This is a genomic window from Ignavibacteriota bacterium, from assembly GCA_016707525.1.
In the GTDB taxonomy this organism is placed as follows: domain Bacteria; phylum Bacteroidota; class Ignavibacteria; order UBA10030; family UBA6906; genus JAGDMK01.
The window spans coordinates 548,430-569,980 of record JADJHP010000001.1; the positions used below are offsets into that span (position 1 = coordinate 548,430).

23 protein-coding genes are annotated in these 21,551 nt (G+C 60.8%); 18 read left to right on the forward strand and 5 right to left on the reverse strand.

Annotated features, from left to right (window positions below; genetic code table 11):
- Positions 1 to 140 precede the first annotated feature (140 nt).
- Positions 141 to 365 carry a hypothetical protein gene (locus tag IPI01_02305; protein ID MBK7256656.1) on the reverse strand — a complete coding sequence of 75 codons (225 nt, stop codon included), beginning with the start codon at positions 363 to 365 and terminating at the stop codon, positions 141 to 143.
- Between the two features lie 506 nt (positions 366 to 871).
- Here IPI01_02305 and IPI01_02310 point away from each other — a divergent pair.
- Both IPI01_02310 and IPI01_02315 read left to right on the forward strand, forming a co-directional pair.
- Entirely contained in the window at positions 872 to 2,056 is a 1,185-nt protein-coding gene (locus IPI01_02310; protein ID MBK7256657.1) for a hypothetical protein, read from the forward strand.
- 21 nt (positions 2,057 to 2,077) lie between these two features.
- Positions 2,078 to 3,100, forward strand: coding sequence for a sigma-54-dependent Fis family transcriptional regulator (locus IPI01_02315; GenBank protein MBK7256658.1), 1,023 nt, complete (start codon positions 2,078 to 2,080; stop codon positions 3,098 to 3,100).
- Positions 3,101 to 3,225: 125 nt separating this feature from the next.
- Here IPI01_02315 and IPI01_02320 read toward each other — a convergent pair whose 3' ends face one another.
- Entirely contained in the window at positions 3,226 to 4,332 is a 1,107-nt protein-coding gene (locus IPI01_02320) for a glycosyltransferase (protein MBK7256659.1), read from the reverse strand.
- Positions 4,333 to 4,502: 170 nt separating this feature from the next.
- On the opposite strand from IPI01_02320, the gene IPI01_02325 reads away from it, so the two are divergent.
- The 15 genes from IPI01_02325 to ltaE all read left to right on the forward strand — a co-directional run bounded on the left by IPI01_02325 (position 4,503) and on the right by ltaE (position 18,256).
- Positions 4,503 to 4,868 (forward strand): H-type lectin domain-containing protein, encoded by a 366-nt coding sequence (locus IPI01_02325; protein MBK7256660.1) that lies wholly within the window; start codon positions 4,503 to 4,505, stop codon positions 4,866 to 4,868.
- A 129-nt stretch (positions 4,869 to 4,997) separates the two neighbouring features.
- A complete protein-coding gene (locus IPI01_02330) occupies positions 4,998 to 6,488 on the forward strand; it encodes an amidophosphoribosyltransferase (protein ID MBK7256661.1) in 1,491 nt (496 codons plus the stop codon).
- Positions 6,478 to 7,020 carry a CDP-alcohol phosphatidyltransferase family protein gene (locus IPI01_02335; GenBank protein ID MBK7256662.1) on the forward strand — a complete coding sequence of 181 codons (543 nt, stop codon included), beginning with the start codon at positions 6,478 to 6,480 and terminating at the stop codon, positions 7,018 to 7,020. Before IPI01_02330 ends, IPI01_02335 begins: the two co-directional genes overlap by 11 nt.
- Before the next feature lie 6 nt (positions 7,021 to 7,026).
- The gene (gene ftsY / locus IPI01_02340) at positions 7,027 to 7,971 is read left to right on the forward strand and encodes a signal recognition particle-docking protein FtsY (protein MBK7256663.1); all 945 of its coding nucleotides are present in this window, start codon (positions 7,027 to 7,029) and stop codon (positions 7,969 to 7,971) included.
- The gene (locus tag IPI01_02345) at positions 7,968 to 8,684 is read left to right on the forward strand and encodes an ATP-binding protein (protein MBK7256664.1); all 717 of its coding nucleotides are present in this window, start codon (positions 7,968 to 7,970) and stop codon (positions 8,682 to 8,684) included. The genes ftsY and IPI01_02345 overlap by 4 nt, the downstream gene beginning before the upstream one ends.
- On the forward strand, positions 8,681 to 9,823 hold the full coding sequence (locus tag IPI01_02350) for a hypothetical protein (protein MBK7256665.1): 1,143 nt from the start codon (positions 8,681 to 8,683) through the stop codon (positions 9,821 to 9,823). Before IPI01_02345 ends, IPI01_02350 begins: the two co-directional genes overlap by 4 nt.
- Before the next feature lie 43 nt (positions 9,824 to 9,866).
- The gene (locus IPI01_02355; GenBank protein ID MBK7256666.1) at positions 9,867 to 11,471 is read left to right on the forward strand and encodes a methylmalonyl-CoA mutase family protein; all 1,605 of its coding nucleotides are present in this window, start codon (positions 9,867 to 9,869) and stop codon (positions 11,469 to 11,471) included.
- 36 nt (positions 11,472 to 11,507) lie between these two features.
- Entirely contained in the window at positions 11,508 to 12,599 is a 1,092-nt protein-coding gene (locus IPI01_02360; GenBank protein ID MBK7256667.1) for a DUF362 domain-containing protein, read from the forward strand.
- A gap of 17 nt (positions 12,600 to 12,616) precedes the next feature.
- On the forward strand, positions 12,617 to 13,504 hold the full coding sequence (locus tag IPI01_02365) for a DMT family transporter (protein MBK7256668.1): 888 nt from the start codon (positions 12,617 to 12,619) through the stop codon (positions 13,502 to 13,504).
- Between the two features lie 52 nt (positions 13,505 to 13,556).
- Positions 13,557 to 13,817: an acylphosphatase gene (locus tag IPI01_02370; GenBank protein MBK7256669.1), complete on the forward strand. Its 261-nt coding sequence runs from the start codon at positions 13,557 to 13,559 to the stop codon at positions 13,815 to 13,817.
- A 7-nt stretch (positions 13,818 to 13,824) separates the two neighbouring features.
- Positions 13,825 to 14,304 (forward strand): 2-C-methyl-D-erythritol 2,4-cyclodiphosphate synthase, encoded by a 480-nt coding sequence (locus IPI01_02375; protein MBK7256670.1) that lies wholly within the window; start codon positions 13,825 to 13,827, stop codon positions 14,302 to 14,304.
- A gap of 23 nt (positions 14,305 to 14,327) precedes the next feature.
- Entirely contained in the window at positions 14,328 to 14,945 is a 618-nt protein-coding gene (locus IPI01_02380; GenBank protein ID MBK7256671.1) for a DedA family protein, read from the forward strand.
- Positions 14,945 to 15,556, forward strand: coding sequence for a phosphatase PAP2 family protein (locus IPI01_02385; GenBank protein MBK7256672.1), 612 nt, complete (start codon positions 14,945 to 14,947; stop codon positions 15,554 to 15,556). Before IPI01_02380 ends, IPI01_02385 begins: the two co-directional genes overlap by 1 nt.
- On the forward strand, positions 15,549 to 17,222 hold the full coding sequence (gene lnt / locus IPI01_02390) for an apolipoprotein N-acyltransferase (GenBank protein ID MBK7256673.1): 1,674 nt from the start codon (positions 15,549 to 15,551) through the stop codon (positions 17,220 to 17,222). Before IPI01_02385 ends, lnt begins: the two co-directional genes overlap by 8 nt.
- Positions 17,207 to 18,256, forward strand: coding sequence for a low-specificity L-threonine aldolase (gene ltaE / locus IPI01_02395; GenBank protein MBK7256674.1), 1,050 nt, complete (start codon positions 17,207 to 17,209; stop codon positions 18,254 to 18,256). Before lnt ends, ltaE begins: the two co-directional genes overlap by 16 nt.
- 4 nt (positions 18,257 to 18,260) lie before the next feature.
- Here ltaE and IPI01_02400 read toward each other — a convergent pair whose 3' ends face one another.
- From IPI01_02400 to IPI01_02410, 3 genes are read right to left on the reverse strand one after another with little or no spacing between them, the layout of a single operon-like run.
- Positions 18,261 to 18,857: an outer membrane beta-barrel protein gene (locus tag IPI01_02400; protein ID MBK7256675.1), complete on the reverse strand. Its 597-nt coding sequence runs from the start codon at positions 18,855 to 18,857 to the stop codon at positions 18,261 to 18,263.
- A gap of 5 nt (positions 18,858 to 18,862) precedes the next feature.
- The gene (locus IPI01_02405) at positions 18,863 to 20,158 is read right to left on the reverse strand and encodes a glycerophosphodiester phosphodiesterase (protein MBK7256676.1); all 1,296 of its coding nucleotides are present in this window, start codon (positions 20,156 to 20,158) and stop codon (positions 18,863 to 18,865) included.
- On the reverse strand, positions 20,155 to 20,886 hold the full coding sequence (locus IPI01_02410) for a hypothetical protein (protein ID MBK7256677.1): 732 nt from the start codon (positions 20,884 to 20,886) through the stop codon (positions 20,155 to 20,157). Before IPI01_02410 ends, IPI01_02405 begins: the two co-directional genes overlap by 4 nt.
- A 180-nt stretch (positions 20,887 to 21,066) precedes the next feature.
- Here IPI01_02410 and IPI01_02415 point away from each other — a divergent pair, with 180 nt between their 5' ends.
- The gene (locus tag IPI01_02415; protein ID MBK7256678.1) at positions 21,067 to 21,519 is read left to right on the forward strand and encodes a hypothetical protein; all 453 of its coding nucleotides are present in this window, start codon (positions 21,067 to 21,069) and stop codon (positions 21,517 to 21,519) included.
- Positions 21,520 to 21,551: the final 32 nt, after the last annotated feature.

Consider the following 21,551-nt stretch of genomic DNA (forward strand, 5'->3'; position numbering starts at 1 on the left):
ACGCATAGCACTCAGAGAAAGTATGCGGAAAAAGCACGTCATGCGCAAATTCCGCATATGCTCTCTTGCTCGGGGCTCAGTCCCTTCGACCCAATGCTTTCTGCTCTCGTCCGCGGAGTCTCCCGCGTACCGCGCGGGAATTACGGGCGAGGAGAATCCGGCTTGCCGACCGGCACGCCACTCGTCTTCTCAGCATGCGGGCGCGGAGAGTCGGGCTTGCCAACGGGCACGCCGCTCGTCTTCGGCCGCGGGGAATCCGGCTTCCCGACCGGTACACCGCTTGCAAAGGCAATGGCAGCATTCGTGGCGGCGACAGCAAGGATCGTGATGGCGATTGAGCGGAAACGACGGGCGTTCGTTGACATGACTCCTCCGTGAGTTAAGTCGGTAAATGAATGATATGTTGTGGTGAGTGGTATTTTCATTGGTCGTCAGGATCCGCGTGTGCGGATGCGCGCATCCTCCGCACGGTCAGCGCCTTGCTCGGGACGAAGGGGGTACACGTGTGCTATGGCTTCAGTACCGCATGATCAGGTAAACTGGGGCGAACCATCGAAGCAGGAACCGGGGAAGTGACCCTTGCGATTGCCTCCCCCCCTGTGGAACACGAAGGTGCTTAAAGGCATCCATCTGGAGGAGAAATATAGCCAACGGCGTGGGAGTTGTCAAGAAAATTCTGAAATAATGCCGAAAATAGGCGACTTTCCGCTATTTCAATTTCAATTTTTCGTGGCACTCATGTTGCTTCTCTACGAATTCTCACCATTTCTCAATGTGATACGTAGCACAATTCTACGCTGATAGACGGTTTTTTGCGGATTGCTCTTGACTGCCATAGGGTCACTACCTATATTTGCCAAGGATATATTCGATGAAGACCCAATTTTCCATATCGCTTCGCAAGATACTTTGGGTGTGGGTGGCACTCGTTGCGACCTACATCCTGTCGCTGCTTTCCCTTCCGCACAAGGAGGTTGAACTTTCCCTCTTTGTGTTGACCTCGTTCCAGGTCCTTCTTGCATTGATCTCCTTCGCGATCATGCGTCACGAACCTTCAACGAAAAATAAGTTCATCTTTGCGAATTTTGGGATCTTCTTTTCGATAGCGATCCTCTCATGGATCGGAGCCTTTGTTGGCAAGGACCGCGTGCTCTTTACCGGGATCCAGAAGGCGAACCATTACTTCGATCAGTACGTCGGGTACGGTGCGTACGGATTCTTCCTTGCATTCGCCATCGTCTATCTCTCTGTGGACACGCTCCTCCGGGATTTCAAGACCGCCCAGAAATATTTCATCACCTTTGCCATCGTGGGTACATTCTTCGCAGCGTACTTCAATGGCTTCCTCGTCAACCCGGAATACGCCTATACCACGCAGGACACCCGGGATTGGAAGCAGATGGAGACCGCCTTCAAGGACTTCAAGACGGCGCACAAGGATGCCGAGCCGAGTCCGGAGCAGCTGGCAGAGCGGACCAATCTGTTCGTGTACAAGGACGGCGTTGAAGTGGCGACGCTCTATGACGATGCCCGTCTTGACCGGGTGCGCGAGCTTTTCCCGTATCTCGAGGGGGACAATTATCTCGTGTTGCTCTGGAAGCCCGCGCACTATTTCATGATCTTCATGGGGGTGCTGACGGTAGGATTTATCCTTCTCTTCTTTGGCTATCAGTACATGAAGGACCCGCCACAAGGGGCCTATATCGAGAAGATGATGTTCCTGTTCCTTCTGTCGACGAGCATGGAGATCCTCCACCATGCCAGCCTCGTGAAGTCGCTGGAATGGAGCGTCTTCGCTGAGATCATGGTCGCCGGACACTATGCGACGTCCGTGGTGCTCTTTCTCATCGCAGTGTTCTTCGCTCTTCGCCTCCGTTTCATCATGTCGGTGAAGGGAGAGTTCTACGAGACCGAACTCGAAGCACGTCCCGCCGGCATCACGCGCTGGCGCGACGCCTTCGATACGATCGTCGTCGAAAGTTTCTTCAACCGGAAGTTCGTGCACGGACGTCTCTTCGCCCTTCAAGCCCGTCCGAAATCCGACGCCGGGAAATGACCAACCCACTACGGGAACCGTATGGAAACAAAAGAACATAAGGGCAGCGACGCCGGCAAGGGGAGACAGGCGTTCGAGTACCCGATCGTCGGCAAATCGAAGGCGGTGGATGCACTCGTGAAGCAGATCTCTGTCCTCGCGAAATCCCGCCGCGATGTGGTGATCGTCGGCGAAAGTGGCGTGGGCAAGGGCGCTGTTGCGAAGAACATCTACCTGCATGGCAAGCCCGCAGGCAACGACGGTCCCTTCCTGTCCGTGAATCTGTCCGTGGCCGATGACCAGGAGCTGGAACAGATCCTGTTCGGTGGCGACAGGGGGATGCAGCAGGCAGCCGGGGCGACCAAAGCTTCGGTGCTGGATCTGCCGCCGCGCGGTACGTTGCTCATCGAGAACATCGAAGACGCCAGCTTCCGTAACCAGATGAAGGTCCTGACCTTCATGAACGAACGGAAGAACCGGCGCACCGAGTCGACGCCCGCCGGTGATCTCCGGGTGATCTTCACCCTGAAGGCCGAACCGTCGGTGCTGCTCGATCAGCGGAAGCTGTTGGATGATGTCTATGCGAAGATCAAAGACCTCGACCGCGTGGAGATCCCGCCGCTGCGGCAGCGTCAGGAAGACATCCCGCTCCTCGTGAAGCATTTTACGGCCGAGATCTGCCGCGAAATGAACATGCCGGAACTCGCCATCGACATCAATGCCGTGGACGTCCTCGTGCGCCAGCCGTGGCGGGAGAACGTGCGCGAACTGAAGTCGGTGATCGACAAGTGCGTGTTGTTCTCGACGGACGGCCGGTTCGTGTTGCCACCGGAGCTGCTCGACGAGAAGACCGAGGTCGTGAAGATGATCAACAACATCATGGCCGGCCAGGAGTTCGTTCTGGACAAGTCGCTGGACGTGATCGAAAAGGGGATCATCGAGCGCTCCCTCGAGAAGTTCGGCTTCAACCAGTCGAAGGCCGCGCAGTTCCTCGGCATGACCGAGCAGACGTTCCGCTACAAGCTGAAGCGCCTCGGTATCGCGAGTGCCCGCACGCGGTCCTAACGTGCGGCCACACATACGGTGCTGAACATACACAAAGGGCGTCCCGCGAACGGGACGCCCTTTGCGCTGTACTCCGCGGCCATCGTGCGGTGGCCTTCCTTTCTTCTCTCCCCGGCCGTCCTTCCTTAACCGTTCGCTTTGAAGTCCCGGTCTTTCCACACGATATTCCGGTGCACAAGCACGATCGGCGGGAAGAGCATCACGTAGAGGAAGAAATAGATCTCGTACAAGGGGAACGCCGCAAGGAGCGATGGCTTGTGGAAGCGGATGATCCCGGGGAGCACGAGTGCCAGGTCCGCCGCGGTCTTGATGCCGAGCGCGACCAATGCCCCGGGGGCATTCAGGATCAGCCCGCCGATGATCCCGGCATGCATGAGCCAGATGATGGCGAAGATGCCGATGCTCTGGAGATCCATCCCTTTGCCGCCCGTGAACCAGCGTTTCCTCTGCCGGTAGAGGTCCTTCCATGTCGGACATGGCTCACTCGAGACCAGCGCCTTCGGATCCATCGGGAAGACGGCGCGGTAGGACGGGTGTGACGTGACGGCATGGAAGAGCGCATAATCTTCCGTGACGCTGAACGGGATCCTCCTGTACCCACCCACGGCTTCGTAGGCAGCGCGGCGGACGGAGAAGTTCGTTCCCACGGCGGTGACAGGAAATCCCATGGAGTTCGTGGCGGAGGCAACGGTGAACAGGGCGAACCAATCGATGGTCTGGATCGCCTCGAACAGGTTCTTGTAGCGGATCGCGGTGAACCCCGGTACGAGGCCGATGTTCTCCGATGTATAGTACTTCACCGTCTCTTCGATCCATGAAGGGGGCACGGCGCAATCGGCGTCCGTCATCATGATGATCTCTCCCTGTGAGGCGTCGATGCCCTGGGTGACAGCGTTCGTCTTTCCTGCAAGGTGTCCGGTGCCGGGCGCGGCAGAAAGGAGGGAGATGAAAGGGAACCGGGCCGCATAGTCGCGAACGATCGCCGGCGTCGCGTCGTCCGACCGGTCGTTGACGATGATGACCTCGAGCAGATCGCGGGGCCACGTGAGCCGGGCCATGGATTCAAGGCAGCGCCGGATATTGTGCTCTTCATTGCGTGCGGCAACGATCACCGAAACGAAGGGACGCGTCGCGGTCACTGTTCTCTGGCGTGCCAGCAATGCGACAAGAGCATTGACCAGGATGCCGGCGGCGTAGAGGATGGCGAGGGTGATCAGGACTGCAGCGAACACGTACACCTGCGGGTTGTGGAGGACCGTATGAACAAAAAACGATACTGAATTCCGAGCGCGGATGCAAGGACGACGGGTTGCGACCTTGGGTCGATTTGCGTATATTGGGCGTATTGGAGCCCCTCCTTGATGGCACGGGCGCCGAACCCATCCGTTCCGGAACGCATTTCATGATCAAAACGATATGTTCGACCTTGTTCCTGCTCTGTCTTTGCACCGCAGCTGCCGGAGCGCAAACGATCCTGACCGGGGAATACAGTGGCGAGCCGGATAAGGAAGGCTGGTCGTTGAACGGCGGCACCGGCGAGCGGACGTACATCGAGGAAGTGACCTTCGAGAAGGCGTTCACCATCCCCCCACGCGTGCTCGTCTCGTTGTCGGGCTATGATGCGACCGCGGGTCCGGACAATACCGTGCGCGTGCATGCCTCCGCGTTCCGCGTGACGAAGACCGGGTTCACCCTGCGGATCAAGACCTGGGGTGACGGGCGTGTCGGGTCGGTGTGGGGCAACTGGATCGCTGTGGGGGTGAAATAGGTGCGCGGCACCGCGCGCACCCCCGTCACACTGAAGGAGTGTCTGTGCGGGCTGCCGGACAACCCGGGAGCCCGCCGTCATTTTATCCATGTCCCACTGTTCAACCGTGGCTGAGGCCGGAGACCATCGATGAGTGATCCTGCATTGGACAAACCCCGCTGTCATTGTGCCGTGTTCGGCGTCTTCGGACATCAATCCGCCGCGCACCTCACGTACTACGGCCTGCTCGCACAGCAGCACCGCGGACAGGAAGGGTCGGGGATCGTGACGTCGGAATTCGATCCGGAGCAGAAGCGCCCCCGCTTCCACGTGCACAAGGACTTCGGCCTCGTCAATGATGTGTACTCGGACAACCGCATCTTCACCGATGTCCTGAAGGGAAGTGCGGCGATCGGGCATAACCGCTATTCCACCGCCGGCGCCGCGAACAACAAGGCGAACGTGCAGCCGTTCACGGTGCTGTACAAGTCCGGCAACCTCGCCATCGCCCACAACGGCAATCTCACGAACTTCCGCACGATCCGTCAACGCCTCCAGGATTCGGGGACGATCTTCCAGACCACGTCGGATACCGAGGTGATCCTCCACCTGATCGCGCGCAGTCCGCAGACCGACCAGCTCGAGCAGATCAGGGATGCGCTTGCGCAGGTCGAAGGTGCGTTCTCCCTGGTGATCCTGGCAGATAACCGCCTGATCGTTGCGCGCGACCATCAGGGATTCCGTCCGCTGGCCATCGGCAGGAAGGAAGGCGCGTTCGTGGTGGCATCCGAGACCGTCGGGTTCGATATCATCGACGCAGAATACGTGCGCGATGTGGAACCGGGCGAGATCGTCGTGTTCGACGACGAATCGCTGAAGACCGGGGTCCCGCATTCGTCCCGCATCGATGCGAAGCCGGCGCGGCCATCACACTGCGTGTTCGAGTACATCTACTTCTCGCGCCCCGACAGCCAGATCTTCGGCCACAGTGTGGACAAGGTGCGCCGTAAGCTTGGCAAGGCCCTCGCCACAGCGCGCCCCGTAACCCCGAAGACCGAAGGCGAAAAGCTGATCGTGATCAACGTCCCCGACTCCAGTAATACTGCAACGATGGGGTTCGTGCAGCAGACGAACAAGCTCGGCGGGAACGCGAAACTGGAGATCGGACTCATCCGCAGCCACTACATCGGCCGCACGTTCATCCAGCCGGTGCAGGAGATCCGTCAGAACAAGGTGAAGACCAAGTTCAACATCGTGAAGGGTGTCCTCAAGGACAAAGTGGTCGTGATCGTGGACGACTCGATCGTGCGGGGGACGACCTCCAAGCAGCTCGTGCAACTCATCCGCCAGGCGGCACCCAAAGAGGTCCACTTCCGGGTCACGGCGCCGCCCATCATGCACCCGTGTCACTATGGGATGGACTTCCCAACCCAGGACGAGCTCATTGCGAATGAGAAGAACGGGGACATCGATGCGATCGCCGAGGAACTCGGCGTGGACAGCCTGGGGTACCTGACGATCGATGAATTGCTTGATGCGGTGCCGCAGGAAAATGGGGAGCGGTACTGCACGGCCTGCTTCAACGGACACTATCCTGTGAAGGTGGACCTGAGCCAATCCAAGGAAGAGCATGAAGCGTGAGTTCTGGACCATACCGAACGCGCTGAGCCTTCTCCGCCTCTTCCTTGCGGTACCGTTCACGTATGTCATGATCGCCGGCGTTCCCCACGCGCGGTGGTGGGCCGTCGGGATCATCGTGCTCGGGGTGATCACGGACAAACTCGACGGCGACATCGCGCGCTGGATGCACTGCGAGAGCGAGTGGGGGCGGATCCTCGATCCGCTCGCCGACAAGGTCGCCGTGGCGGCCATGGCACTCGTGCTCCTGTGGCTCGGACTCGTGCCCGCGTGGTTCGTGGTGCTTCTCCTTGCGCGCGACCTCCTCATCCTGGCCGGCGGTATGTACGTCCGCACGCGCACCGGCGAGATCCTCCCCTCGAACATCGCGGGGAAGTGGGCCGTGGGGGTGATCGGGTTCACGCTCCTGTTCGCGCTCATCGACAACACGATGCTCATCGTCGCCATAGGGATGTGGCTGAGTGTTGCCATGGTGGCGATCTCGACCGCAGGATACTTCCAACGATTTCTCTCCGTCATTCGTACGAAAAGGTGACCCTTCATGGGTATTCTTGACAAGCTGGGTTTTGGAAAATTAAAGGAAGGCCTGTCGAAGACACGCGAGGGGCTCGTTGGGACCGTGACGCGCATCCTCACCGGAGCACCGCGCATCGATGAGGAACTCCTCGAGCGCCTCGAAGAGAGCCTGATCGGAGCCGACGTTGGTGCGGGCGTGGCGGGGGAGATCATGCAGGGGCTCCGGCGCCGGCTGAAGGAGACCCCCCCCGCAGATGCTTCCGGCGTTCTGCCGTTGCTCCAATCGGAAGTGACTGCACAGCTCACAGGATCGGGGTCCGCCCCGGCATCCGAGCCGTTCACCCTCCCGCCGGAACGGCCGTACGTGATCCTTGTGGTCGGCATCAACGGTGTGGGGAAGACGACGACCATCGGCAAACTTGCACGGCGGTACGTGGCCTCGGGCAACAAGGTCCTCATCGCCGCAGCGGATACCTTCCGTGCCGCGGCAGGCGAACAGCTGGAGATCTGGTCGAAGCGGGCCGGAGCGGACATCGTCATTCAGAAGCAGGGAGCGGATCCCGCTGCGGTGGCATTCGACGCCGTGGCAGCTGCGACCGCGCGGAAGATCGATGTCGTCATCATTGACACGGCCGGACGTTTGCATACGCGTGTGAACCTGATGGAAGAACTCAAGAAGATATCGCGCGTGATCGGGAAGCAGAACCCCGCGGCCCCGCACGAAGTTCTGCTCGTGCTCGATGCGTCCACCGGACAGAACGGGCTGCAGCAGGCGAAGCTGTTCAGCGCTGCCTCCGCCGTCACCGGGATCGTCCTGACGAAGCTCGACGGCACCGCCAAAGGTGGCATTGTGCTTGCGATCGCCCGTGAGATGAAACTCCCGGTCCGCTACATCGGCGTGGGCGAGGGAGTGGATGACCTGCAACCGTTCAGTCCGACGGACTTCACCGAGGCATTGTTCCAGGCATGACCGTGTCCGACACTCCACGGCGCCGTGTGGCGGTACTTCCGGATCACCTGGCGAATAAGATCGCCGCGGGTGAGGTGATCCAGCGTCCGGATTCCGTGGTGAAGGAACTCGTGGAGAACGCCCTGGACGCGGGAGCGACCACGCTGCAGGTCGTGGTGCGCGATGGGGGGAAAGAGTACATCCAGGTGTCCGACGACGGCATCGGCATGGATGAACAGGACGCGGTGCTCTCGTTCCTCCGCCATGCCACGAGCAAGATCGCCAGCTACGACGAACTCGAGGCGATCCGTACGTACGGATTCCGGGGCGAAGCACTGGCATCGATCGCGGCCGTGGCCCAGGTGACCATGAAGACCCGACGGGCCGAGGACGACATGGCGGTCGTCATCAAAGTGGCCGGTGAAGCGCGGCCCGTTGTCACGCGTGATGCTCATGGACGCGGCACGACGGTCATCGTGCAGAATCTCTTCTTCAATGTCCCCGCCCGCCGCAAGTTCCTCAAGAGCACGAACACGGAATTCCGTCACATCTTCGATGTCGTCCAACGTGCCGCGATCGCCCATCCCGGTCTCGCGATCGAATTCATCAGCGACGGCGATGCGGTCTTCCGGCTGAAGCCTTCGGGGTTGGAGGAACGTCTCGTCGAGGTGTTCGGCCAGCGTGCGTTCGAATCGATGATCCCGCTGAAGGAAACGACGGACTTCTCGGTGTGACCGGATACATCGGCAAGCCCCAGTTCGGGCAGAGGTCCCGGTCCGGGCAATACCTCTTCCTGAATGACCGGTTCATCGTCAGCCGGAATGTGAGCCATGCGGTCTACTCTGCCTATGAACATCTCCTCACCAAGGGAAGCTTTCCGTTCTTCCTGCTCTTTCTGGAGATCGATCCGCACCGCATCGACGTGAATGTGCATCCATCGAAGATGGAAGCGAAGTTCGATGATGAGCAGGGGGTGCATCGCTTCATCGCATCCCTGGCGCGGAAGGCACTCGGCGCTGCAGGTGCCGTGCCGGCCCTGAGCGCGAGCGGCGGCGCGGATTCGCCGGATGTCGGCTTCAGGTTCACACCCCGGCAGCACGCCTGGGGACCGGCGGACCCTCCGGTCCCGCCCGCGTGGGAATTCCCCTCACGGGACCAGGTGAACCCGATCACCGGAGAGATCACACCCCGTCCGGCACCGGCCGCGGTGAGTCAGGGCGAGATGCTGTTCGGGTCTGCGCCGTCCTCCGTTCCGGGACGTGCACCCACCGGGCGCGCAGGGGATGGCGCGCCTGAAGACGGAGCATCATCTCTCCTCTGGCAGTTGCACGACCGGTACATCTTCTCGCAGATCAGGAACGGCGTGATGATCGTGGACCAGCACGTTGCGCACGAGCGGATCCTGTATGAGCGCGCCCTGGAGATGTTCGAGAAGGGCATGCGCTCGTCGCAGCAATTGCTGTTCCCGTGCACCATCGATCTCACCCCCGGCGACTTCGCGCTGTTCGAGGAACTCGTGCCACACTTCCTCGCCCTCGGCTTCGATGCGAAACCATTCGGAAAGCACACGGTACTCGTGGAAGGGGTCCCGGTGGATGTGAAACCCGGGCATGAACAGGTCATCCTCCAGGAGATGCTGGAACAGTACAAGGAGTATCAGCACCACGCTCCGACGGAAGTGCGCGACAACATGGCGAAGGCGTACGCATGCCGATCCGCCATCAAGTCGGGTGACCCCCTGACGGAAAAGGAAATGCGTTCCCTGATCGATCAGCTCTTCGCCACCTCCATGCCGTATGTCTGTCCTCATGGCCGCCCGGTGGTGCTCCGCATCTCGACCGATGAACTGGACCGCCGGTTCGGCCGGAAATGATGCAAGTCTCGCCGAAAGTATGTATACTGAGCGGGAATGATGGATGGAGGGATGGATGGGTGGGCAGCGATTCACGACGGTCAGCGGACAGGACATCAAGCCGCTGTATACCCCTGCTGACGTAGCGGGGAAGGATCCTTCACGAGAGCTCGGCAACCCCGGGGAGTATCCGTATACGCGCGGGATCTATGGTTCGATGTACCGCGGGAGGCTGTGGACCATGCGGCAGTTCGCAGGGTTCGGCACACCCGAGGACACGAACGAGCGCTACCACTACCTGCTCGGGCACGGGCAGACCGGCCTTTCGGTGGCGTTCGATCTTCCGACGCTGATGGGGTGCGACTGTGATGATCCGCTCGCCGAAGGCGAGGTCGGGATCTGTGGCGTCTCGGTGAGTTCGTTGGCGGACATGGAAGCGCTCTTCCGCGGGATCACGCTGAAGGACGTTTCCACATCCATGACGATCAACGCGCCGGCGGCGATGGCCCTTGCGTTGTATATCGTCGTCGCCGGGCAGCAGGGCGCGAAGCCGTCGGAGCTCCGCGGAACGATCCAGGCGGATATTCTGAAGGAGTACATCGCGCAGAAGGAATGGATCTACCCGCCGCGGCCTTCGATGCGGATCGTGACGGACATGATCGAGTACTGCACACAGGAAATGCCGCTCTGGCACCCGGTGTCGGTGAGCGGGTATCATATCCGGGAGGCGGGTTCCACCGCCATCCAGGAGCTGGCATTCACGCTGGCGGACGGGTTCGCGTACGTGGAAGCGTGCATCGAGCGGGGCATGGATGTGGATGCCTTTGCGCCGCGGCTCTCGTTCTTTTTCAATTCGCATCTGGACTTCTTCGAGGAGATCGCCAAGTTCCGCGCCGCACGCCGGATCTATGCGAAGCGGATGAAGGAGCGCTACGGCGCGCGTGACCCCCGTTCGATGACGTTGCGGTTCCATACGCAGACCGCAGGATGCACGCTCACCGCGCAGCAGCCGGAGAACAACATCGTCCGTACCGCGTTCCAGGCGCTGGCCGGAGTCCTCGGCGGGACGCAGTCGCTCCATACCAATTCTATGGATGAGACGCTCGCCCTTCCCGGCGAGAAGGCGGTGAAGATCGCGTTGCGCACGCAGCAGATCATCGCGCATGAGACGGGCGTCGTGAACACGGCGGACCCGTTGGGGGGGAGTTATTTCATCGAGTCGTTGACGGACACGATGGAGGCCGGTGCGGAGGAGTATTTCCGGCGGATCGATGCCCTCGGAGGCGTGATCCCTGCCATCGAGCAGGGGTTCTTCCAGCGCGAGATCGCCGATGCGGCGTACCGGTACCAGCGGGCGCTGGACGAAGGGGAGAAGGTGATGGTCGGGGTGAACAGCTTCACGGAAGAGCATGAGAAGGTGGAGATCCCGATCCTGACGATCTCACCGGATGTGGAGGCGTCGCAGCGCAGGCGCATCGCTGCCGTCCGCGCCTCCCGGGATGGACATGCCGTGGAACAAGCCCTTGCCGCGCTGCGGGATGCCGCGGCGGGGGATGCGAATCTGATGCCGCCCCTCATCGCGTGCGCCCGCGCGTACGCGACGGTGGGGGAGATGTGCCGCACGCTCGCTGCGGTGTTCGGCACGCACGAAGAGAGTGTGGCATTCTAAGCAGCGTACAGCAACGTATCACATGATGAGGAAGCAATGACCAGATCCAAAGTCGCCGTTTTGAAAACGACCCCTGCAACCGTGTTGCAGGACTACGCGCGTCTTGCAGAACTGGCGGGGATGGAGCAGGCGTTGAGCAAGAATGCGACGACGATCCTGAAGGACAATATTTCATGGCACTTCCCGTTCCCGGCGGCGAATACGACGCCGTGGCAATTGGAAGGGTCCATTATCGCGCTGAAGAACGCCGGCTACAAGGACATCACCGCTGTCCAGAACAAGACCGTGGTGACGGATGCCTTCAAGGGCGAGGATCTGAACCGCTACGTGCCCATCTTCAAGAAATATCAGATCCCCGTGCTCTTCAACTTCCGGGATGCGGACATGAAGTGGGTCCCGATCACGCCGAAGAAAAAGATGCACGTCCTCGACCGGATCTTCCCCGAAGGGATCCGCATACCGGATTACTTCGCCGGCAAGAATATCGTGCACCTGCCGACCGTGAAGTGCCACATCTACTCCACGACCACCGGCGCCATGAAGAACGCGTTCGGCGGGCTGTTGAATACCAAGCGGCACTACACGCATTCCTGGATCCATCGGACGCTGGTTGACCTCCTGGCGATCCAGAAGGAGATCCATGCCGGCGTGTTCGCATTCATGGATGGCACCACGGTCGGCAATGGCCCCGGGCCGCGTACGATGTTCCCGGTCGTGAAGGACTACATCCTCGCGAGTGCCGACCAGACCGCCATCGATGCCGTTGCCGCGAAGATGATGGGCTTCGATCCCATGTCGATCGAGTTCATCCGCGTCGCGCACGAGGACGGCCTCGGGGTCGGGGATCCGCGCGAGATCGAGATCGTGGGTGCGGACATCAGCAACGAATCGTGGGGCTTCAAGGTCGGGAACAACGGCGCCAGCATGTTCGGCAACCTGGCGTGGTTCGGACCCCTCAAGTTCGCGCAGAAACTCTTCTTTCACACCCCCCTCGTCCACGCGTTCATCTTCGCCTCGGAAGCGTACCACGATTACTACCGCTGGCCGCTGAAGGACCGCGCGACGTTCGAGAACTGGCGTGCGACAACGCCATGGGGCACGATGTTCCAGCAGTATGAGAAGATGTAAGGAGCTGCGATCGCATCGTGACATCGAAGGCCCGGGCTGAGGCAGCGCTGCTGTCCATGACCCTCATCTGGGGCGGGACGTTCCCCATCGTGAAACTCACGATGGAGTTCGTCTCGCCCGTCTTGCTTGTAGCGATCCGGTTCTCGCTGGGGACGCTGATCCTGCTCCTGTTCTTCCGGAAGCGGATCTTCCCGCTCCCTCCGGGTGCCGTGGGGAAGGGGAGTGTGCTCGCGCTCTTCCTCTTCCTTGGATTCGTGGCGCAGAATATCGGGCTGACGGTGACCACGGCCTCGAAATCGGCATTCATTACCGGACTCATGGTGTTGTTTGTTCCGCTCCTGCAGTTCGTGATCGAACGGAAACCGCCGAAGATCGGCAACATTGCAGGCATCTTCGTGGTGGTGGGCGGCCTCTGGCTGCTGACCTCGCCAGAAGGGGCTGCGCTCAACAGCGGGGATGCACTCACGCTGGTCTGTGCCGTGCTCTTCGCGATCTACATCGTCTATCTCGATGTCATCTCGCGGGATATGTCCGCCGTGCAATTGCTGTTCATGCAGATGGCGGCGACGACGGTGTTCGCGGTGATCGCCACCGCCGGATTTGAGCACGTGTATTTCGTCTACGACATCACGGCGGTCAGCGGGATGCTCTACCTGACCCTGTTCGCGACCCTGCTCACGACATACGTCCAGACCCGTTACCAGAAGGAGACCACACCGACGCGCGCGGTGGTGATCTTCTCGGTCGAGCCGGTCGTTGCCGCGGTCCTCTCGTATTTCATCCTCGGCGAGGTCCTGGGAACCGCCGGCATCGTCGGCGGTGCCCTCATCATCGGCGGGGTGCTGCTGTCCGAACTCTCGGACAACATCCCGTTGCTCAATCGCTCGCTGGGGAGTGCATCTTGACTTTCAGACAGTGCAGGTGTATCATAGGGCGATCGGTGTAATGGAAGCGCGCGTGCACATCATCGTCCACGGACTCGTCCACGGTGTCGGATTCCGGTGGTTCGTGGCGCGCGAGGCGGGGGCGCTCGGCCTCCGCGGCCATGTCAGCAACCGGCCGGAGGGGACCGTGGAGATCGAGGCCGAAGGCGATCGGTCGCTCCTCGAAGCGTTGATCGCCCACGTGAAGGTGGGTCCGCGCTCCGCACAGGTGCGCGACCTTCACATCGAATGGCAACAACCACGGAAGGACACGAGGCCCTTTGAGATCCGCTGAGAATTCCATTCCGCGCGTCGGATTCGGTTATGACGTCCATCGGCTCATCACGGGCCGTCCGCTCGTGCTCGGCGGTGTGGAGATCGGGCACACGCATGGCCTCGACGGCCACTCGGATGCCGATGTCTTGATCCATGCCATCATGGACGCGCTGCTCGGCGCGGCGGCACTGGGCGACATCGGGAAGCATTTTCCGAACACCGACCCGCAGTACCGGGGGATCTCCAGTGTTCACCTCCTCGCACATGTCGGCCGGCTTCTCGAAGCGAAGGGGTACGCCCTCGTGAACATTGATGCCACGCTCATCCTGGAGGTTCCGAAGATCCTTCCGCATGTTCCCCGGATGCAGGAGAACATCGGTGCAGCGCTGGGGGTCGATCCCGGCCGCATCTCCATCAAAGCCACCACCGGCGAAGGCATGGGCTTCGTCGGCCGTCGTGAAGGCGCGGCCGCCCATGCGGTCGCGGCTCTCGTCCAACTCCCGTAGCCCTTCACACGCAAGGACGTTCCGTGCAAGAAGCCTTCCAGTATCTGAGCAGCATCGATCCATTGTATGTCTATGCCCTGGTCATGGGCCTGGCCCTGGTGGAGAATCTCTTCCCGCCGTCACCCAGCGACGTGATGATCGTCGCGGCCGGGACGCTCGTGGGCATGGGACATGTGTCGTTCATCCCCGCCTTGCTGAGCGCGACCGCGGGCAGCACGCTCGGTTTCATGATCATGTATAAGATCGGCGATTGGTTCGGTGACCACATCCTGGAGCAAGGAAAGATCAAGTTCCTTCCCCTTGAACAGGTTCACCGCGTCGAGCGATGGTTCCAGAAATACGGCTACATGATCATCGTGATCAACAGGTTCCTGACCGGAACACGCGCCGTGGTTTCGTTCTTTGCCGGGATGTCCGAGCTGAAACTCCTGCCCACAACAGGCCTGTGCTTCATCAGTGCTCTGGTGTGGAACGCGATCCTGATCCTTTCCGGATACTATCTGGGGGAGAACTGGGACCGCATCAGCTTCTTCATCTCGACGTACAGCCAGATCGTGACGACCATCGTCGTTCTTGTGGTCCTTGTCTGGGCGGCGCGGTTCGTGTACAAGCGGACGAATGGCCGCAAGCCCAAACTCTGATGGATATCCTCCTTGGTGTCGATACGACGCTGTTCGTTTTCCTGAATGCCACGATCGCGACGCCGCTCGGCGATCTGGTGTGGCCGTTCATCACGGACTACGACAAGAACCTGTACATCCGCATCCTTCTCGTCGGTGTGTGGCTCGCGCTCATGATCAGGGGTGGGAAGCGTGGCCGCACCGCGGCGCTCCTCCTTGTGCTGGTGATCGTGTGCTCCGACCAGCTCAGTAGTTTCGTGATCAAGCCCCTTGTGGACCGGCCGCGCCCATGTCATACGGTGGAGGGCGCCCCCGTCGTTGCGAATGTGCATCTGCTCGTGGGCTGTGGGGGAGGGAGAGCGTTCCCCTCCTCGCACGCCGTCAACAATTTCGCGGTGGCGACGCTCTTCGCGTTCTTCTACCGGCGGGCCAGGATATGGTTGTTCGTGTGGGCCGCCCTCGTTGCATTCTCCCGCGTTGCGGTGGGCGTGCACTTCCCTCTGGATATCGTTGGCGGGGGGCTCATCGGGTGGGGCGTCGCATCGGTCATCCTCCAGGCCTGGGCACTCGCCGGGCGTACGGTCGCACCATGGTTGAAGCTGGAACCCGCAGGAGGAACCCCGCATGCGTGACGAAGTCGTGGACCTGAAACGGTGGCACCGCCTCCTTCTCGCGATGCTGTCGGGAGTGATGCTCGGCTTTTCCTTCCCGCCGTTCCACCTTGGATTCCTTGCAGCCTTCGGACTCGTGCCTCTGCTGACAGCCCTGCGGGGGTTGGATGGCATTCGTGTACCGCTGCGCTATGTGTATCTTGCCATGCTCGTGTTCCACGCGATCACGATCAACTGGACCGGCGGGTATGCGCACGGCAACGATCCCTATATGATGATCGCCGGCACCGTCACCATTCTCATCCATCCGTTCTTCTATTACCTGCCGATGGGCGTATTCCTTCTCCTGCGGAAGCACTTCGGCCCCGCACGGGCATTGTTCTTTCTGCCCTTCCTGTGGGTGGGTTACGAGTACAGTCATTCGTTGAGTGAATGGTCGTTCCCGTGGCTCACCCTCGGCAACAGTCAAACGTTCGATCTTGCAAGGATCCAGTTCATCGAGTACACCGGTGTGTGGGGGCTCTCGTTCTGGCTCCTCGCGGTGAATGTCCTCGTGTACATCGTCTGTTTCCGGGTCATCGAAGACCTCCGCGCGAGCTGGCGCACGTCGACACGGGTGATCGCCGTTGCGACGATCGTCGTGGCACTCGCACCGTCCGTGTATGGACTCTTCGTCCTTGCCAACGCATCTGCCGGAGAGGTTGCCCCGGATGATCCGCGTGGGCTGAACGTAGGCATCATCCAGTCGAACGTTGACCCCTGGGACAAGTGGAAGGCAAACGGGTTCGAAACCCATGCGCTCTATATGGACCTGACCAAACGGCTCATGGACAGTGTGGGGTCTCCGGGGCCGGATATCGTACTCTGGCCGGAGACCGCTGCACCACTTGATGTGCTCGGCTCCCAGAATGCCCCGGTCCTGTCGTCGATCAAAGAACACCTCTCCACCTGGAACACCTCGCTTCTCACAGGATTGCCGCATAAGGTCGTGTATGCGGACTCTGCGAGCGCGCCGAAGAGTGCCCGGAGAGAGAAGGTGAGCGGCACGAGATACGACTGGTACAACGCCGCAGCGTTCATCCAGCCCGACACGGTGGCTCCCGCGTGGTACGGCAAGATGAAGATGGTGCCCTTCGCCGAGCGAATTCCCTATGCGGACATGTTCCAGTTCTTTGATTTCCTTCGCTGGGATGTCGGCATCGGAGGGTGGCAGATCGGGCCGGACACCACGATCTTCCATGATGTACGTACCGGAGCCCGCTTCTCGACGATCATCTGTTACGAATCCACGTATCCGGGCTTCGTTGCCGGGTTCGTGCGGCGCGGGGCGGAATTTATGACGCTCATCACCATCGACAGCTGGTGGGACCACATGTCGGGTGCGTATCAGCACCAGCAGATCGCCGTGCTGCGTGCTGTGGAGAACCGCCGGTGGATCGCACGGTGTGCCGTGGGGGGCATTTCGTGCACGATCGATCCTTTCGGGCGTGCCCATGGTGCCACGACGTTGTTCACCGAGCGGTTGTTGAGCAGCCGCATCGTGCGGAGCACGGACCAGACGTTCTATACGAAACATGGGGACCTGCTGGGCGACATGTGCCTCTGGCTCTCGGTGGTCGCACTCGCAGCAGGACTCGGACAATCGTTCCTTACCCGAAAACGGACGCTCGCATGGCAGCAGCAATGATCGATCTTAGAAGCGATACCCTCACGCGTCCATCGAAGGCCATGCGCCAGGCGATGGCCGAAGCGGAGGTCGGTGACGATGTGTTCGGTGAAGATCCGACGGTGAACCGGCTTCAGGACCGGGTGGCCGAACTCCTCGGGAAGGAGCGCTCGTTGTTCGTTGCGAGCGGGACCATGGGGAATCAGCTCTGCATCAAGACACATACCCATGCCGGCGATGAGGTGATCGCAGAGGCCGGAGCGCATGTGTTCTTTTACGAGACGGCCGGTGCGGCGTTCCTCTCATCCGTGCAGATCTTCCAGGTGAAGGGGACGCGCGGCGTGCTGTCGGCGGACGATGTGCAGCAGGCGATCCGTCCGGACATCTATTATATGCCGAAGACCCGCCTCCTCTGCCTCGAGAATACGCACAATCGTGCGGGTGGCGCGGTGTATCCGTTGGAGGCGTTCGCCTCGATCGCGCAGTTCGCCCACGGTGCGGGACTGAAGGTGCACCTGGACGGTGCACGCCTGTGGAATGCCTGTGCGGCAACGGGAGTGGATGCGGCCGGGTACTGCCGCCACGTGGACTCCGTGTCGGTGTGCCTTTCGAAAGGGCTCGGTGCTCCGGTCGGCTCCGTGATCGCCGGGTCAAAGGACTTCATCGATGAGGCACGGCACTACCGGAAGATCTTTGGCGGGGGGATGCGGCAGGCCGGGATCCTTGCGGCGGCGGGGCTCTATGCATTGGACCACAACGTTGCCCGGCTCGCGGATGATCATGAACGTGCCCGTGCATTCGCCGGAACGGTCGGTGCCGTACCGGGCGTCGCCATCGACATGGCCACGGTGCAGTCGAACATCGTCATCATGGATACCACGGGAACGGGCATCGGTGCGGGGGAATGGGCAAAGCGGTTTGGAGATGCCGGCGTACGCCTCAGTCAGGCGAGCGACCATACGTTGCGGGCGGTGACGCACCTGGATGTCAGTGCGCAGGATGTGCAGGATGCTGCAACGCGTCTCGTGCGCGTCCTGACGTCCCCCCTCACATGAGGGGCTACCAGGAGAGGCATCGCCAGACCACCATCACCTGAGCACAGAAGGTCCCATCCTCGAATTCGCTGGCGTTGTACCACTTCATTTCCGCGGCGAGGCCGAACGCCTGGTTCAGCGGGAAGTGGTAGGATGCCCCGAGCATATACCCCTGACTGAACTGCGTTTCACGCACGACCCCTTCGAAGTCCAGCTTCGACGATACGAAGTACCCGCCTCCCCCCACGTACGCATTCAATCGATCTGTCACCGGCATGGAGAACACCAGGAGCAGGGGAGCCGCTGATGTATACAGGTTCCCATCGGCAGCACCATGGAGTGTGTACGAGTAGAACCGCACCCATCCCGTTTCTATCCCGATCCGGAGAAGATGGTCAGGATACCACATCGCGCGGAAGCTGAACGCGGCGCCGCCGGGGTGGAGCGAAGCCCTGATCCCCACGGGAGTGTTGATCGCTGCGACGTAGCGGGTGATGCCCGCGCCACCGTACAGAACGACCGCGAACGTAGAATCGGTTTGCGGCTGTGCATAGGCAGGCATGTCGGCGAAGGAGATCGCGATCGCGAGGGCAAGGGTGCAGATGCGGGACATGGCCTTCATGTGGTTCATTGGGGAGGCCGGGCGAAATACATGAACGCGACGCTGGAAGGATAATTCGACAGGATCCCGTCCAGCTCTCCCTGTTGCACGAACTGCGCAATGTATTGCGGGACGTCCAGTGTCCAGACCAGGACTTTGCGCCCCTCGGCGTGCATTTGTGCAACGTCCGCCGGGGGGGTGCCCATGGTCCAGCGCGGCGCCCACACTGTCGCGGAAGTACGGCGGACCTGATCCAGGCCGAGTTCGCAGATGGCGTACGCCTCGGCGCGGTCCGGCAGGGTCATGTATTCATCCACTTTCTCTTCATCCGGAAGGCCGATGAGGATGACCAGGGGATTTCGCTTCCCGAGGGCTGCCTGGGCATTGGCGCGGGCCATGGCTGCACGTTGCACTGCACGCACAGCGCTCATGGAGGGCCGTGCCGATTTCATGTCGAGCCAGACGATACGGAGGTTGGTCCGGTCGATGACGGCATCCAGGACCTCTTTCAGGGTCGGGATACTCTCGCCATGGAGGAGCCGGACGAACGCCTGCAACTGTACATACGAATAGGATTCCACGGGCCCGGTGAGGCCGTTCTTGATGTTGAGCCGGAGATTCAGGTCCTCATCGTGAAAGAGGATGGGAACATTGTCCGTGGTCATGCGCACATCGATCTCGATCCCGTTGGCACCGAAGCGTTCGGCGTGCAGCGCCATGTCCACGGTGTTCTCGCTCGCCGGCAAGAGGTCCGAATTGCGGCCCCCCGCCCGGTGTGCGATGATGGCGAAAGGCGTCGTGATGTAGAGAGGCCGGAGGTAACGAAGATTCAACGTCTCGGCCTGGGTTCCGTTCCCGTTGTCATACCGCCCTGTGATCGTGAGCGTATCACGCTGTGCACGCGGGGAGAGCGCCGTGACGGCTCTGCCGCCATTCGTTGGAGAGATGGTGAACGAAGCATTGCCGGTCTCGAAGGAGGTCATTCTCCTCCAGTAGCCGGAGAAGTGGACGGTGGAGTCGCTGCGTGCTCCCTCGAGGATGAAATAGCAGACCCCGCGCGCGCCGAACATGGAGAGATAGTGCGTGGTATCGGTACCTGTGGCCACATAGCTCCAACGGAGGACGAGGAATTCGCCGAAGGGCTTTGCATTGTCGATCACCTGATAGACGCCCTCGAGCACCTTACGCGATGCGGGTGCAAGTGGTGTCGTGCCGGCAGGCAATCCGTAGGACGCGTCATCCGGCATCACGACGGAATCCTCGGGCGTGCAGGAGGCGAATGCAAGGAGGCATCCTGCCAGTATGGCGGCACGGTGCGTCACAGGATGAATCCGAAGGAGAGTTCGGGGATGAAGAGGTAGCGGTTGAACGTCTCGTAGGTGAACCAGGACTGATAGAAATATTTCAGGTAGGATGCCTTGAACCCGATCAGGACGTGGGTGTTCTTCCAGAACGGCTGCTCGATCGTCACGCTCGAGGAGAAACCACCGAACCCATTCTTGTCGGATGAAAGGAGATAGTCTCCCGCGTAGGAACGAAAGGAGAGGACGAGTAGCATTTCCGCGCGCAGGACGACACGGAAGCGACCGAAATCGTATCCGAGAGAGACGTTGGGATAATTCAGCCAGCCGTTCGCGCTGTTGTCAAAGCCGTCGATGGTGAGGAATCCGAACCACCATGCGGAGTTGTCGCCGAGGGAAACGGCGAAACGGCCGATCGCGAACGACCAGCTGCCGCCGAACTCGAAATGGTTGGTGAGCACCTGGATGAGCAGGCGGGCGTCCGCGCTGAATCCCCACGGGAGGCCGAGGCGGGATCGGAGGTCGAGGGCGGGGGACTGATTCAGTTCCTCTTCGACGATCACCCGGGGCAGCGTGCTGAGGCTGAGGCCGATCGATAGCTCCCATTGCCACAGGCGGAGGGGGGCCGGGGAAGCGATGCCCGGCGGGCGTGCGGACGGCTCCTGGGCTGATGCGGTGTTGACCATGAGGAGAAGCGCAACGGCCCCAAGAATGCCCAGAAACGCGCGAAATGTGTATGAACGTGTCATGTGAAGCGCAAATATAGCGTCCTGCGGCACCAAGTGCAAGACGAGTTCGTCCCTGTGATGCGGGCAAACGGGCTCTTGTTTCATATTTTGCTTGCTTTTGACGCGCGAAACCCTTACTATAATGCGGTTTGTAGAGATAGCCCGTAACGGGCTATTTTCATTTGCACAAGCAGGAACTCCATGCAGCTACCGGATACCATCCGGCAGATCATCGAAGCAAGTGTAACGGAGAGTCAGGCCGTTCTGGTGGACGTCGTCATGCGCGGCCACTACCGCAGGCCTGTTCTCGAAGTCTATCTTGACGCCCCGGGCCCGGTCACGACCGACATGTGTTCGGAAGTGAGCCGGCGCATCAGCGGTGAGCTGGACGGGAAAGATCTGATCGCCGAGGAGTACCGGCTCGAGGTCTCGTCACCCGGTCTGGACCGCCCCTTGCGGTATCTCTGGCAGTACAAGAAGCATATGGGCCGCCCGTTCCGGATCATGATGACGGGTGCGCCTGAGACGGAGCCGGTCACGGGGAAACTCGAGGCGGTGGAGGATGATGTGGTGGTGCTGACGGACAAGTCCGGCACTGCGGTGCGGCTTGCGTTCAGCGGGATCAGTGAAGCTCGAATCGTGTTGCCCTGGTGATGACACCGGGCACAATCTGTTCTCATATGTGG

What these genes read in the sequence shown, in the direction of transcription:
- ftsY (MBK7256663.1), top strand. Translation starts at nt 7,027, where the DNA reads ATGGGTATTCTTGACAAGCTGGGTTTTGGAAAATTAAAGGAAGGCCTG.
- IPI01_02355 (MBK7256666.1), top strand. Translation starts at nt 9,867, where the DNA reads ATGGAGGGATGGATGGGTGGGCAGCGATTCACGACGGTCAGCGGACAG.
- IPI01_02315 (MBK7256658.1), top strand. Translation starts at nt 2,078, where the DNA reads ATGGAAACAAAAGAACATAAGGGCAGCGACGCCGGCAAGGGGAGACAG.
- IPI01_02345 (MBK7256664.1), top strand. Translation starts at nt 7,968, where the DNA reads ATGACCGTGTCCGACACTCCACGGCGCCGTGTGGCGGTACTTCCGGAT.
- IPI01_02410 (MBK7256677.1), bottom strand. Translation starts at nt 20,886, where the DNA reads ATGACACGTTCATACACATTTCGCGCGTTTCTGGGCATTCTTGGGGCC.
- IPI01_02400 (MBK7256675.1), bottom strand. Translation starts at nt 18,857, where the DNA reads ATGAAGGCCATGTCCCGCATCTGCACCCTTGCCCTCGCGATCGCGATC.
- IPI01_02385 (MBK7256672.1), top strand. Translation starts at nt 14,945, where the DNA reads ATGGATATCCTCCTTGGTGTCGATACGACGCTGTTCGTTTTCCTGAAT.
- lnt (MBK7256673.1), top strand. Translation starts at nt 15,549, where the DNA reads ATGCGTGACGAAGTCGTGGACCTGAAACGGTGGCACCGCCTCCTTCTC.
- ltaE (MBK7256674.1), top strand. Translation starts at nt 17,207, where the DNA reads ATGGCAGCAGCAATGATCGATCTTAGAAGCGATACCCTCACGCGTCCA.
- IPI01_02330 (MBK7256661.1), top strand. Translation starts at nt 4,998, where the DNA reads ATGAGTGATCCTGCATTGGACAAACCCCGCTGTCATTGTGCCGTGTTC.
- IPI01_02415 (MBK7256678.1), top strand. Translation starts at nt 21,067, where the DNA reads ATGCAGCTACCGGATACCATCCGGCAGATCATCGAAGCAAGTGTAACG.
- IPI01_02335 (MBK7256662.1), top strand. Translation starts at nt 6,478, where the DNA reads ATGAAGCGTGAGTTCTGGACCATACCGAACGCGCTGAGCCTTCTCCGC.
- IPI01_02360 (MBK7256667.1), top strand. Translation starts at nt 11,508, where the DNA reads ATGACCAGATCCAAAGTCGCCGTTTTGAAAACGACCCCTGCAACCGTG.
- IPI01_02310 (MBK7256657.1), top strand. Translation starts at nt 872, where the DNA reads ATGAAGACCCAATTTTCCATATCGCTTCGCAAGATACTTTGGGTGTGG.
- IPI01_02305 (MBK7256656.1), bottom strand. Translation starts at nt 365, where the DNA reads ATGTCAACGAACGCCCGTCGTTTCCGCTCAATCGCCATCACGATCCTT.
- IPI01_02325 (MBK7256660.1), top strand. Translation starts at nt 4,503, where the DNA reads ATGATCAAAACGATATGTTCGACCTTGTTCCTGCTCTGTCTTTGCACC.